Source organism: Micromonospora sp. NBRC 110038, from assembly GCF_020884815.1.
GTDB lineage: Bacteria > Actinomycetota > Actinomycetes > Mycobacteriales > Micromonosporaceae > Micromonospora > Micromonospora haikouensis.
Window position 1 is genome coordinate 104,320 of the sequence record NZ_BBOL01000002.1, and the last position, 12,515, is coordinate 116,834.

At 73.7% G+C, this 12,515-nt stretch carries 10 protein-coding genes; 7 read left to right on the forward strand and 3 right to left on the reverse strand.

Features of this window, described 5'->3' with window-relative positions:
- Positions 1-44 precede the first annotated feature (44 nt).
- Together LPU61_RS08080 and LPU61_RS08085 are read right to left on the reverse strand one after the other, a co-directional pair.
- Positions 45-1,004 (reverse strand): 1-acyl-sn-glycerol-3-phosphate acyltransferase, encoded by a 960-nt coding sequence (locus LPU61_RS08080; RefSeq protein ID WP_229404627.1) that lies wholly within the window; start codon positions 1,002-1,004, stop codon positions 45-47.
- Positions 1,001-1,807 carry a GNAT family N-acetyltransferase gene (locus LPU61_RS08085; RefSeq protein WP_043966581.1) on the reverse strand — a complete coding sequence of 269 codons (807 nt, stop codon included), beginning with the start codon at positions 1,805-1,807 and terminating at the stop codon, positions 1,001-1,003. Before LPU61_RS08085 ends, LPU61_RS08080 begins: the two co-directional genes overlap by 4 nt.
- A 225-nt stretch (positions 1,808-2,032) precedes the next feature.
- Between LPU61_RS08085 and LPU61_RS08090 the strand changes: the two genes are divergently transcribed.
- The 7 genes from LPU61_RS08090 (at position 2,033) to LPU61_RS08120 (ending at position 12,254) form a co-directional block, all read left to right on the forward strand.
- A complete protein-coding gene (locus LPU61_RS08090) occupies positions 2,033-2,689 on the forward strand; it encodes a hypothetical protein (RefSeq protein WP_043965936.1) in 657 nt (218 codons plus the stop codon).
- A 199-nt stretch (positions 2,690-2,888) separates the two neighbouring features.
- Positions 2,889-3,830: an ATP-binding cassette domain-containing protein gene (locus LPU61_RS08095; RefSeq protein WP_043965934.1), complete on the forward strand. Its 942-nt coding sequence runs from the start codon at positions 2,889-2,891 to the stop codon at positions 3,828-3,830.
- Complete coding sequence (locus LPU61_RS08100) at positions 3,827-4,651, forward strand: ABC transporter permease (protein WP_043965932.1); 825 nt, start codon at positions 3,827-3,829, stop codon at positions 4,649-4,651. Before LPU61_RS08095 ends, LPU61_RS08100 begins: the two co-directional genes overlap by 4 nt.
- 266 nt (positions 4,652-4,917) lie before the next feature.
- Complete coding sequence (locus tag LPU61_RS08105) at positions 4,918-8,682, forward strand: multifunctional oxoglutarate decarboxylase/oxoglutarate dehydrogenase thiamine pyrophosphate-binding subunit/dihydrolipoyllysine-residue succinyltransferase subunit (protein WP_229404628.1); 3,765 nt, start codon at positions 4,918-4,920, stop codon at positions 8,680-8,682.
- 116 nt (positions 8,683-8,798) lie between these two features.
- Positions 8,799-8,978, forward strand: a complete 180-nt coding sequence (locus LPU61_RS08110) for a DUF6104 family protein (protein ID WP_007072780.1) — start codon at positions 8,799-8,801, stop codon at positions 8,976-8,978.
- A gap of 82 nt (positions 8,979-9,060) precedes the next feature.
- Complete coding sequence (pta, locus tag LPU61_RS08115; protein WP_229404629.1) at positions 9,061-11,130, forward strand: phosphate acetyltransferase; 2,070 nt, start codon at positions 9,061-9,063, stop codon at positions 11,128-11,130.
- Positions 11,127-12,254, forward strand: a complete 1,128-nt coding sequence (locus tag LPU61_RS08120) for an acetate/propionate family kinase (RefSeq protein WP_229404630.1) — start codon at positions 11,127-11,129, stop codon at positions 12,252-12,254. The genes pta and LPU61_RS08120 overlap by 4 nt, the downstream gene beginning before the upstream one ends.
- Positions 12,255-12,312: 58 nt before the next feature.
- Here the strand turns inward: LPU61_RS08120 and LPU61_RS08125 are convergent, their stop codons facing one another.
- A complete protein-coding gene (locus LPU61_RS08125) occupies positions 12,313-12,486 on the reverse strand; it encodes a hypothetical protein (RefSeq protein ID WP_199486103.1) in 174 nt (57 codons plus the stop codon).
- Between the last annotated feature and the right edge of the window lie 29 nt (positions 12,487-12,515).

The window sequence follows — 12,515 nt, forward strand, 5'->3', positions numbered from 1 at the left end:
CGATACATCGCGACTGAACAAGACTGTCGCGTGTCGGAGGGACGTCAGGCAGCCAGGCCGACCTCCGGGGCGGCGGCCCGAGGCGACACGGGCGCGAGCGGCAGCACCGGGACGGCGGCCCGGGGCGGGACGGCCGGAGCGGCGGCCCGGGGCGGCACGAGGTGGACCGCCGACTCGGCCGCCCGGGCGAGCCGCCGCCGGTCCGCGTCCCGCCCCGGGTGCAGCGCGGCGGTGGCCGTGACCGTCACCGTGAGCCCTCGGGCCCCGAGGACCCGCCAGACCGACCGCCCGAGGCTCTCCGCGCCGAGGAAGGCGCCGACGGTCGTCGGCCCGCCGGCACGAGCGGAGGGAAGGCCGGGGGCGGGAGCGGCGGCGAGGTGGTAGCCGATCCGGACCGGGACGACCGGCGCGCCCGCGTCGACCGCCGCCTGGAACACGGCAGGACGGAACCCGCCGCCCGGCCGGCAGTCCAGGGCCGCGCCGCACCACGTCGTACCCTCGGGAAAGACCACGACCGGGTGACCGGCCCGCAGCGCGGCGGCGACCCGGCGCACGGTGGCGGGCAGCGCCCGGGGGCGCGCCCGGTCCACGAAGAGGGTGCCCCCCGCCACGGCCAGCGGCCCGACCAGCGGCCAGCGGCGCACCTCGCGCTTGGCCAGGACCCGGGCCGGCGCCACGGCCAGCAGCGCGAGCACGTCCAGCCACGAGGCGTGGTTGGCCACCACGAGCGACGGCCGCCGGGGCAGCCGGCCCCGGGCCACCAGCCGCACGCCGAACGCCCGGGTCGTGCCCCGGGCCCAGCCGCGCAGCGCGGCCCGCCGCTCCCGGGCCGGCAGCACCGGCAGCAGCCCGGCCAGCAGCGCGCCGGCCGCCAGCATCAGGAGTACGGCGGCCAGCCGCCCGAGCCGGCGGACGACCGGGACGGCGGGGGTCTCCCCCGGGCCGGGCAGGCAGCCCGCGTCGCAGCCGGAGACCGGTCGCCAGAGGTCGCGGCGGGCGGTCACCGCTCGCCCCCGTCGCCGAGGAAGTGCCGCAGGTAGCGGGGGCTCATCCGGTCCAGCGAGAAGATCACGTAGAAGTCGGCGACCCGGAAGTCCGGGTCGTACGCCGGCTCGCCGGCCACCCAGGCGCCCAGGCGCAGGTACCCACGCAGCAGCGGCGGCAGCGCGACCCGCCCGGCCGCGCGCGGGTCGCCGGGGGCGGTGGCGTGCGGGGCGGTGGCCCGCTGGTCGGCGGCTCGCGGCTCGGCCAGCCAGGGGCGCAGCGGCCGGACCCGCAGCGGCGGCGGGGCCAGGTGCCGGGCCCGGACGTGCTCCCAGACGCCGGCGGCGAGCAGCCCGCCGTCGTCGACGCCGACGGAGGCGCAGCCGCCCAGCCAGCGCGACCCGCGCAGGTGCAGGTAGCGGGTGATGCCGGTCCACATCAGGTTGATCACCGCGCCGGAGCGGTGCTCCGGGTGGACGCAGGACCGGCCGGCCTCGACCAGGACGTCCCGCAGCGGATCGAGCGGGGCGAGGTCGAACTCGGCCTCCGCGTACCGGCGCGGGGTCCGTCCGGGCGGCAGCAGCCGGTACGTCCCGACCACCGCGCCGGTGCGCTCCTCGCGGACGATCAGATGGTCGCAGTAGGGGTCGAGGTCGTCGGCGTCCAGGCCGACCGGCCCGGGGCGCAGGGTGGCCCCGAGCTCGGTGGCGAAGACCTCGTGGCGCAGGCGCTGCGCGGCCGCGACCTGGCGGGGGTCGTCGGCGATCGACACGGTGTATCCGCTGGTCGTCAGGGGAACGCCAGCGACGGGCAGAACAGCCATGAGCTCTGTGTAGGTGCCCCGGATGCCGCAAGCGGGGACGACCGGTGTCGATCCGGTGAACGCCACCGGGCGGACTTCCTCACCCCCCGGATCGCCCGCCCCGCGCACCGCGCCGGGCCGCCGGCCCGGCGGGGTGAGAAGGGGACCCTGCCATACCGCAGGCGTCAACAAGGGGTCCTTCCTTGCGCAGCGGGCGGCGTGCGAGGCTGCGCGGAGGAGGTACGCGTGATCATCCCCGCGAGATACAACGGGCCGCCCGGGTCGGGCAACGGCGGCTGGTGCGCCGGCGTCTTCGCCGGCGCGTCCGGGCTCGGCGGCGCCGTCGAGGTGACGCTGCGGCAGCCGCCGCCGCTGGAGACCCCGCTGACCCTCGACGGCGGCGAGGTGCACGACCCGGACGGCCGGCTGATCGCCCAGGTGCGCGGCGTCGACGAGGCGCCGGAGGCGGTGCCCCCGGTGGACCTCGACACGGCGCGGGCCGCCTCGGCGGCGTACCCGGGTCTGGTGGACCACCCGTTCCCCGGCTGCTTCGTCTGCGGGCCCGGCCGGGCCGACGGGCTGCGGATCTTCCCCGGTCGCCTGCCCGACGGGCGGACCGCCGCGCCGTTCACCGCCCCGGCCGAGGTGGGCGCGGCTACGGTATGGGCGGCGCTGGACTGCCCTGGCGGCTGGGCGGTGATCGGCCCGGGCCGGCCGTACGTGCTGGGCCGGATGACCGCCGTGCTGGACGGGCTGCCGACGCCGGGCGACGAGTGCGTGGTGACGGGCGCGGCCGACGGCGTGTGGGGGCGCAAGGCGGTGGTCCGGACCAGCCTCTACGCCCCAGACGGCCGGCTGCTGGGCCGGGCCCTGGCCGCCTGGATCGCCCTGTCGGAGGCGTGACCGGGCGGGCCGGGAAGCGGTGCCCGGGCGGGACGATCTCGTCCCTGGGGAGGACCGGCTCCTGCCTGAGGTGGAGGCGGAGGTAGGTGTCGCGCCTGATTGACCTGGTTGCGCGGCCTTGCCAGGCTGTGCCACGGCGCGTCCGCAACGGCGCCGCACACCTCGGCGCGCTCCGCGCGCCGTGCACGGGAGGAGAAAGATGTCTGACGGGCAGCGAAGCCCCACAACCGGCAGCGGTCAGATCGTGGTGTCCGGCCTGACGAAGCAGTACAAGAACGTCCGGGCGGTCGACAATCTGTCGTTCACGGTCGAACCGGGGCGGGTCACCGGCTTCCTCGGCCCGAACGGCGCCGGCAAGACCACCACGCTGCGCATGCTGCTGAACCTGGTCACCCCGACGGGCGGCACGGCGACCATCGGCGGCCAGCGGTACGCGGACCTGACCGACCCGCTGCGCCACGTCGGCGCGGTGCTGGAGGCGTCCAGCGCGCACAAGGGCCGCACCGGGATCAACCACCTGCGGGTGATCTGCGCGGCGGCCGGGCTGCCGAAGTCGCGCGCCGACGAGGCGCTCGCCCTGGTCGGGCTCACCCCGGCGGCGAAGCGCAAGTTCAAGGGCTACTCGCTGGGCATGAAGCAGCGCCTCGGCATCGCCGCCGCGATGCTCGGCGACCCCCGGGTGCTGATCCTCGACGAGCCGGCGAACGGGCTGGACCCCGAGGGCATCCGGTGGATGCGCGGCTTCCTCAAGGGGCTGGCCCACGAGGGCCGCACGGTGCTGGTCTCCAGCCACCTGCTGTCGGAGATGCAGCTCCTCGCCGACGACGTGGTGATCATCGCGGCCGGCAAGCTGGTCCGGCAGGGGCCGGTCGAGCAGGTGCTCGGCTCGATGGCGCAGGGCGGCGGCCGGGTGCGGGTGCGCACCCCGCAGGCCGACGAGCTGGTCGCGGCGCTGCGCGCGCAGTCGGCGACGGTGGAGACCGGCGAGCACGGCGTGCTGCTGGTCACCGGGGCGGACGCCCCGGCCATCGGCAAGGCCGCGCTGGCCGCCGGTGTGGAGCTGCACGAACTGACCCCGGAGCGACCCGACCTGGAACGGGTCTTCCTGGAGCTGACGGCCGGAAAGGCGGGCATCCGATGAACCTCGTCCGATCCGAGCTGCTCAAGATCCGCACCACCAACACGTGGTGGGTCTTCGGCCTCATCTCGCTGCCGCTGTGGGCCCTCACCGCGCTGATCAACTGGCTGCAGACCGACGCGCTGGCCAGCGGCAACTTCGGCGACGTGCCGGCCGACCAGGCCGACCAGGTGACGGCCGCGCAGTCCGTGGACAGCCTCGCGGCCAACATCTACACCAACGGGCAGTTCTTCGGGCTGCTCATCGTGATGCTGCTCGGCATCATCGTGGTGACCAGCGAGTTCTTCCACCAGACGGTGACCACCACGTTCCTCACCGTGCCGCACCGCACGGCGGTGATGACGGCCAAGCTGGTGGCGGCGGCCGTGCTGGCGATGCTGTTCTGGCTGGTCACCACCGGGCTCAACCTGGTGCTCGGCGTGCTGGTGCTCAACAGCGTCGACCTCGGCTCCCAGCTCGGCAACGGCGCGGTCTGGACGGCGACGGCGCTCAACGCGCTGGCGTACCTGCTCTGGTCGGTGCTGGGCGTCGGCATCGGCGTGCTGATCCGCAGCCAGATCGGCGCGACGGTCACCGGCATCCTGCTCTACCTGGGCGGCTCGATCGGCGCGGCCATCGCGATCAGCATCCTGGCCGCCCGTTGGGGCGAGTGGATCAACAACCTCCAGGTGCTGGTGCCCTCGCTGGCCTCGTCGTTGATGGTCAGCGGCACCCAGATCCCGGGCAACCCGCCGCGCTGGGCGGGCGCGGCGGTGCTGATCGGGTACGCCGTGGTGACCGGCGTGATCGGCACCCTCACCATGCGGCGGCGGGACATCTCCTGACCCGTGCGCAGTCGACGACCGGCCCCGGAGCGTGATCACGGATCGCGCCCGGGGCCGGCGCGGTTCCGGGCCGGAGTCAACGGGACACGCGGCGCTGACCGAACTTGTGTCATCTTCTGTGAAACCGACCACGCGCCCGAGCCGGAAATGCCTAGCGTATTCGTACGGCGTAGCCTGGGAGCCGTCCCCCGTCCGCCCCTCGCAATCGGGGCGTCGGAGGACACCGCGTGACACACAAACCCGCGTGAAAGAGGCGATTACCGGCCGTGTCGACCCAGCAGACTTCGCAGGAGAACCCACTGGCGGGTTTCGGCCCTAACGAGTGGCTCGTCGAGGAGATGTACCAGCGTTACCTCGCCGACCCGAGCAGCGTCGATTCGGCCTGGCACGACTTCTTCGCCGACTACCGCCCCGCGCCGGGCGCCGCCACAGCGCGCCCGGACGGCCAGGCGGCCAAGGCCGCCAAGGCCGCGCCGGAGCCGGCCGGGCAGCAGGAGGCCGCCGCCACCGTCGCCCAGCCGGCGACGCCGGCCGAGCCGGCCGCCGCGAAGGCCCCCGCGCCGAAGGCGGCCGCGTCCGCGGCGCAGCCGGCGGCGAAGCCCGCCACGAAGCCGGCGCCCGCCAAGGCCGCGAAGGCCGAGCCGGCCGCGAAGGCGGCGGCGAAGCCGACGGTGTCCGGCCCGCAGACCACCCCGCTGCGCGGCGTCGCCGCGAAGATCGTCCAGAACATGGACGCCTCGCTGAGCGTGCCGACCGCGACGAGCGTGCGCGCCGTCCCGGCCAAGCTGCTGGTGGACAACCGCATCGTGATCAACAACCACCTCGCCCGGGGGCGCGGCGGCAAGGTCAGCTTCACCCACCTGATCGGGTACGCGATGGTCCGGGCGCTCGTCGAGCACCCGGAGATGAACAACTCCTTCGCCGAGGTCGACGGCAAGCCGGCGATGGTCCGCCCCGAGCACGTCAACCTGGGCATCGCGATCGACCTGGCCAAGCCCGACGGCAGCCGCAACCTGGTGGTGCCGTCCATCAAGGGCTGCGAGACGATGGACTTCCGGCAGTTCTGGCAGGCGTACGAGGACGTGGTCCGGCGCGCCCGCCGCAACGAGCTGACCATGGAGGACTACTCGGGCACCACGATCTCGCTGACCAACCCGGGCGGCATCGGCACGGTGCACTCGATCCCGCGCCTGATGACGGGGCAGAGCGCCATCATCGGCGTCGGCGCGATGGAGTACCCGGCGCCCTACCAGGGGATGAGCGAGGCCACCCTCGCCGAGCTGGCCGTCAGCAAGATCATCACGCTGACCAGCACGTACGACCACCGGATCATCCAGGGCGCGCAGTCCGGCGAGTTCCTCAAGGTCATGCACGAGCTGCTGCTCGGCGAGCACGGCTTCTACGACCAGATCTTCACCTCGCTGCGCATCCCGTACGAGCCGGTGCGCTGGATGCAGGACGTGGCCGTCAACTCCGAGGGCCAGATCAACAAGACCGCGCGGGTGCACGAGCTGATCCACGCGTACCGGGTGCGCGGCCACCTGATGGCCGACACCGACCCGCTGGAGTTCAAGATCCGCAAGCACCCGGACCTGGACGTCCTCCAGCACGGGCTGACCCTGTGGGACCTGGACCGCGTCTTCCCGGTCAACGGCTTCGCCGGCAAGCAGCGGATGAAGCTGCGCGACATTCTCGGCGTCCTGCGCGACTCCTACTGCCGCCGGGTCGGCGTGGAGTACATGCACATCCAGGACCCGGAGGAGCGGCGCTGGATCCAGGAGCGGATCGAGCGCAAGTACGAGAAGCCCACCTCCGACGAGCAGAAGCACGTGCTCAACCGGCTCAACGCCGCCGAGGCGTTCGAGACCTTCCTGCAGACGAAGTACGTGGGCCAGAAGCGCTTCTCGCTGGAGGGCGGCGAGTCGCTGATCCCGCTGCTCGGCGAGGTGCTGGAGTCCTCCGCCGAGGCGGGGCTCGACGAGGTCGTCATCGGCATGGCCCACCGGGGCCGGCTCAACGTGCTGGCCAACATCGTCGGCAAGCCGTACGAGAAGATCTTCTCGGAGTTCGAGGGGCACCTCGACCCGCGCTCGACGCAGGGCTCGGGCGACGTGAAATACCACCTCGGCCAAAACGGCAAGTTCACCACCCCCGACGGCGAGCACTCCGTCAAGGTGTCGGTGGTGGCCAACCCGTCGCACCTGGAGGCCGTCGACCCGGTGCTGGAGGGCATCGTCCGGGCCAAGCAGGACCGGATCGACCTCAAGCTGGAGGGCTACACGGTGCTGCCGCTGGCGGTGCACGGTGACGCCGCCTTCGCCGGCCAGGGCGTGGTCGCCGAGACGCTCAACCTGTCGCAGCTGCGCGGCTACCGCACCGGCGGCACGGTGCACGTGGTGGTCAACAACCAGGTGGGCTTCACCACCGCCCCCGAGCACTCCCGGTCCAGCCTCTACAGCACCGACGTGGCCCGGATGATCGAGGCCCCGATCCTGCACGTCAACGGCGACGACCCCGAGGCCGTGGTCCGGGTCGCCCGGCTGGCGTTCGAGTACCGGCAGGCGTTCAACAAGGACGTCGTGATCGACATGGTCTGCTACCGCCGGCGCGGGCACAACGAGGGCGACGACCCGTCGATGTCCAACCCGCAGATGTACAAGATCATCGACTCGAAGCGGTCGGTCCGCAAGCTCTACACCGAGGAGCTGATCGGCCGGGGCGACATCACCGTGGAGGACGCGGAGGAGCTGCTGCGCGACTACCAGGCGCAGCTGGAGCGGGTCTTCAAGGCCACCCGCGACGCCGCCTCCGCGCCGAAGCAGGCGGCCAGGCCGCGCCGCGAGGAGGAGCCGGAGCCGCAGGTCGCGACCGCCACCACGGCCGAGGTCGTCAAGGCCGTCGGCGAGGCGCACACCAACCTGCCGGAAGGCTTCACCCCGCACAAGCGGATCCAGCAGCTGCTCGACCGGCGGGCGAAGATGTCCGTCGAGGGCAACATCGACTGGGGGTACGGCGAGATCATCGCGTTCGGCGCGCTGCTGCACGACGGGGTCACCGTCCGGCTCGCCGGGCAGGACTCCCGCCGGGGCACGTTCGTGCAGCGGCACGCCTCGGTGGTGGACGCCCGCACCGGCGACGACTACCTGCCACTGAAGTCGCTCACCGCCGACGGCGAGCGGTCCCGGTTCTTCGTGCACGACTCCCTGCTGTCGGAGTACGCGGCGATGGGCTTCGAGTACGGCTACTCGGTGGAGAACGTCAACGCGCTGGTCTGCTGGGAGGCCCAGTTCGGCGACTTCGTCAACGGCGCGCAGTCGGTGATCGACGAGTTCATCTCCTCCGGCGAGGTGAAGTGGGGCCAGCGCTCCGCCGTCACCCTGCTGCTGCCGCACGGCCACGAGGGCCAGGGCCCGGACCACACGTCCGGCCGCCCGGAGCGGTTCCTCCAGCTCTGCGCCGAGGACAACATGCGGGTGGCCATGCCGACCACCCCGGCGAACTACTTCCACCTGCTGCGCCGCCAGGCCCTGTCGCCGAAGCGCAAGCCGCTGGTGGTGTTCACGCCGAAGTCGCTGCTGCGGCACAAGCTCTGCGTGTCGGGCGTGGAGGACTTCACCACGGGCACCTTCGCCCCGGTGCTGGCCGACACCGCCGCCCCGCCCGCCGAGCAGGTGAAGCGGGTGCTGCTCTGCTCGGGCAAGGTCTACTACGACCTGTTCCAGGCTCGGGCGGAGCGCGGCGTCACCGACACCGCGATCGTCCGGATGGAGCAGCTCTACCCGCTGCCCGTCGAGGAGATCCGGGCCGCCCTGGCGCAGTACCCGAACGCCGAGGACTTCGCCTGGGTGCAGGAGGAGCCGGCCAACCAGGGCGCGTGGAGCTTCGTCGCGCTCAACCTGCTGGAGCACCTCAGCGAGGTCCGGCTGCGCCGCATCTCCCGCCCCGCCGCCGCCGCGCCGGCCGTCGGCTCGGCGAAGATGCACGAGGTCGAGCAGAACGCGCTGATCGAGGCGGCCCTGCCCCGCCCGTGACCTGACCGCACCGCCGTGCGCCGGGGCAGCGACCGTCACCACGACGGGCGCTGCCCCGCTCGCATCCCTGACCGCACGAACCGGCCCCGGGCCGGCACAACCGATGAGGACGCACGATGTACTTCACCGACCGTGGCATCGAGGAACTGGTCGAGCGGCGGGGCGAGGAGCAGGTGAGCGTGGAGTGGCTGGGCGAGCGCCTGCGCGACTTCGTGGACCTGAACCCCGAGTTCGAGACGCCGATCGAGCGCTTCGCCACCTGGCTGGCCCGGTTGGACGACCCCGACGACGACTGACCTCGGCGACGCGCGGCCAGCCCCCGCCGGCCCGGGTCCAAGGACCCGGGCGGCCTTGGGCGCGATCTTGTAGCGTGGGGGCGTGGCCCGGAGCGTGTATCTGACCAGCGTCGGTTCCGGCGGGGGCAAGTCGACCATCGCGCTCGGCCTCGCCGAGCTGCTCTCCCGGCAGGTCGAACGGATCGGCGCGTTCCGGCCGCTGGTCCCCGGGCGGGGGCCCGACCAGATCCTCGCCCTGCTCAGCGAGCGCTACCGCATCGAGATTCCGGTCGACGAGCTGCACGGCTGCAGCTACGCCGAGGCGGGCGCGCTGGTCGCCGACGGCCGCCGGGAGGAGCTGATCTCCCGGATCGTCGAGCGGTACCGCGACGTCGAACGGCGCTGCCCCGCGGTGGTCGTGGTGGGCAGCGACTTCGCCGACGGCGGCGACGGCGCGGGCCCCCGCGAGCTGGCGTTCAACGCACGGCTGGCCACCGAGTTCGGCAGCGTCGTGGTGCCCGTCGTCGACGGCTTCGGGCAGCAACCGGAGGCGATCGCGGCGGCGGCGCGCGGGGCGTACCACGATCTGGTGGACCTCGGCGCGACGGTGCTGGCGGTGATCGCCAACCGGGTGCCGGGGCCGATGACGCTGCCCGAGCTGCCCGTCCCCGCGTACGCGATCCCGGAGGTGCCGGCCGTGTCGGCGCCGACGGTGGCCGAGGTGGCGGCGGCGCTCGGCGCGACCCTGCTGGCCGGCGACGACGCCGCGCTCGGCCGCGACGTGCTCGACTACGTCGTCGGCGCGGCGCACGTGCCGACGCTGCTGGACCACCTCACCGAGGGCGCGCTGGTGATCACCCCGGCCGACCGGGCGGACCTGCTGGTGGCGGCCAGCGCCGCGCACGTCGCCGGCCAGGTCTCCGTCGCCGGGCTGGTGCTCACCCTCGGCGAGCGGCCCGACCCGAGGGCGATGCGCCTCGTCGAGGGGCTCAACACCGGGCTCGCGGTGCTCTCCGTGGGCAGCGACAGCTACGACACGGTCGCCGCGTCCAGCCGGATCGAGGGGCGGCCCAGCATGGCCCACCCGCGCAAGGTCGAGGCCGCGCTCGGCGCGTTCGAGGACTGCGTCGACACCGTCGACCTCGCCCGCCGGCTGCGGGTCAGCCGCTCCGCGCGGGTCACCCCGCTGATGTTCGAGTACGACCTGATCGACCGGGCCCGCTCCAACCGCCGCCGCCTCGTCCTGCCCGAGGGGGCGGAGGAGCGGATCCTGCGCGCGGCGGAGATCCTGCTGCGCCGGGGCGTGGCCGACCTGACCCTGCTCGGCCGCCCCGACGACATCGCCCGGCGCACCCGGGAGCTGGGCGTCGACATCTCCGGGGCGGCCGTCGTCGACCCGGCGACCAGCCCGTGGCGCGACGAGTTCGCCGAGGCGTACGCGAAGCTGCGCGCCCACCGGGGCATGACCGCCGAGCTGGCCCACGACATCGTGGCGCAGCCCAACTACTTCGGCACGATGATGGTGCACACCGGGCACGCCGACGGGATGGTCTCCGGGGCCACCCACACCACCGCCGCGACCATCCGCCCCGCGTTCGAGATCATCCGCACGGTGCCCGGGGTGTCGGTGGCCTCCAGCGTGTTCTTCATGCTGCTCGCCGACCGGGTGCTCGTCTACGGCGACTGCGCCGTCAACCCCGACCCGGACGCCGCCCAGCTCGCCGACATCGCGATCTCCTCGGCCGACACCGCCGCCCGTTTCGGCATCGAACCCCGGGTGGCGATGCTGTCCTACTCGACCGGGGACTCCGGGGCCGGGGCCGACGTGGAGAAGGTCGCCGCCGCCACCCGCCTCGTGCGCGAGCGGCGGCCGGAGCTGCTGGTCGAGGGCCCCATCCAGTACGACGCGGCGATCGACCCGCACGTCGCGGCCACCAAGCTGCCCGACAGCGCCGTCGCCGGGCGGGCCACCGTGTTCATCTTCCCCGACCTCAACACGGGCAACAACACGTACAAGGCGGTGCAGCGCTCCGCCGGGGCGGTGGCCGTCGGCCCGGTCATGCAGGGCCTGCGCCGCCCCGTCAACGACCTGTCGCGGGGCGCGACCGTCCCCGACATCGTCAACACCGTCGCCATCACCGCCATCCAGGCCGCCGCCGGGGAGTCCTCATGAGTCGGGTGCTCGTCCTCAACTGCGGCTCCTCGTCGGTGAAGTACCGCCTCTACGACGGCGACGAGGTCCTGGCGAAGGGCACCGTCGAGCGGGTCGGCGAGCCCGGCGGCGGGCCGGCCGACCACGAGACGGCCGTCCGGGAGATCCTCGACCGGCTCGGCCCGGACGGGCTCGCCGGGCTGATTGCCGTGGGGCACCGGGTGGTGCACGGCGGGCGGCGCTTCACCGAACCGGTGCTGGTCGACGACGCCGTGTTCGCGGCGATCGAGGAACTCGTGCCGCTCGCCCCGCTGCACAACCCCGCCAACCTGGCCGGCATCCGGGTCGCCCGCGAGGCGCTGCCCGGGGTGCCGCAGGTCGCCGTCTTCGACACCGCGTTCCACCACACCCTGCCCGAGGCCGCCGCCACCTACGCGATCGACCGGGACACCGCCCGCAGGTACGACATCCGCCGGTACGGCTTCCACGGCACCTCCCACGCGTACGTCTCCCGGCGCACCGCCCAACTGCTGGGCCGGCCGTACGACGAGCTGAACACGATCACCCTGCACCTGGGCAACGGGGCGAGCGCCTGCGCCGTGGCCGGCGGGCGCAGCGTGGCCACCTCGATGGGGATGTCCCCGCTGGAGGGCCTCGTGATGGGCACCCGCAGCGGCGACCTCGACCCGACGATCGTCTTCCACCTGCGCCGCGAGGCCGGCATGGGCATCGACGAGATCGACGACCTGCTCAACCACCGCAGCGGCCTGCTCGGCCTCGCCGGGGTCAACGACATGCGCGAGGTGCTGGCCCGCCGTGCCGCCGGTGACCCGGCCGCCGCGCTCGCCTTCGACGTCTACACCCGCCGGATCACCGGCTACGTCGGGGCGTACTACGCGCTGCTCGGCCGGGTGGACGCGGTCACCTTCACCGCCGGGGTGGGCGAGCACGCGGCGCCGGTGCGGGCCGCCGCGCTGGCCGGCCTGGAGCGGCTCGGCATCGCCGTCGACCCGGCCCGCAACGACGGCAGCGGCGACCGGGTGATCTCCCCGGCGGGCGCGGAGGTCGCCGTCTGCGTCGTCGGCACCGACGAGGAACGCGAGATCGCCCGCGAGGCCCGCGCCGTGGCCGAGGCCACGGGCTGAGGCGGTCAGCCCGGCCCGGCCTCCGCCCGGCTGCAGCCCAGCCCGTCTCCGCCGGGCTTCAGCCCAGCGCGAGCCAGGCGACGACGGCCACCAGCAGCACCACGGCCACCGCGATTCCGGCGACCAGCGGAACCCGGGACGCCGGGGCGGCCGGGGCGGCACCCTCCGGCGCGTGGGCGAACGCCCGGAACTGCTCTGTGTTGCCGCTCGGGTCCACGTACTTGTCAGACATGGCCAGACCCTAGCCAAGACGGTCCACCC

Excerpts from the sequence above, each read along its gene's own strand:
- LPU61_RS08125 (WP_199486103.1), bottom strand. The coding sequence starts at position 12,486 with ATGTCTGACAAGTACGTGGACCCGAGCGGCAACACAGAGCAGTTCCGG.
- LPU61_RS08120 (WP_229404630.1), top strand. The coding sequence starts at position 11,127 with ATGAGTCGGGTGCTCGTCCTCAACTGCGGCTCCTCGTCGGTGAAGTAC.
- LPU61_RS08100 (WP_043965932.1), top strand. The coding sequence starts at position 3,827 with ATGAACCTCGTCCGATCCGAGCTGCTCAAGATCCGCACCACCAACACG.
- LPU61_RS08095 (WP_043965934.1), top strand. The coding sequence starts at position 2,889 with ATGTCTGACGGGCAGCGAAGCCCCACAACCGGCAGCGGTCAGATCGTG.
- LPU61_RS08085 (WP_043966581.1), bottom strand. The coding sequence starts at position 1,807 with ATGGCTGTTCTGCCCGTCGCTGGCGTTCCCCTGACGACCAGCGGATAC.
- LPU61_RS08110 (WP_007072780.1), top strand. The coding sequence starts at position 8,799 with ATGTACTTCACCGACCGTGGCATCGAGGAACTGGTCGAGCGGCGGGGC.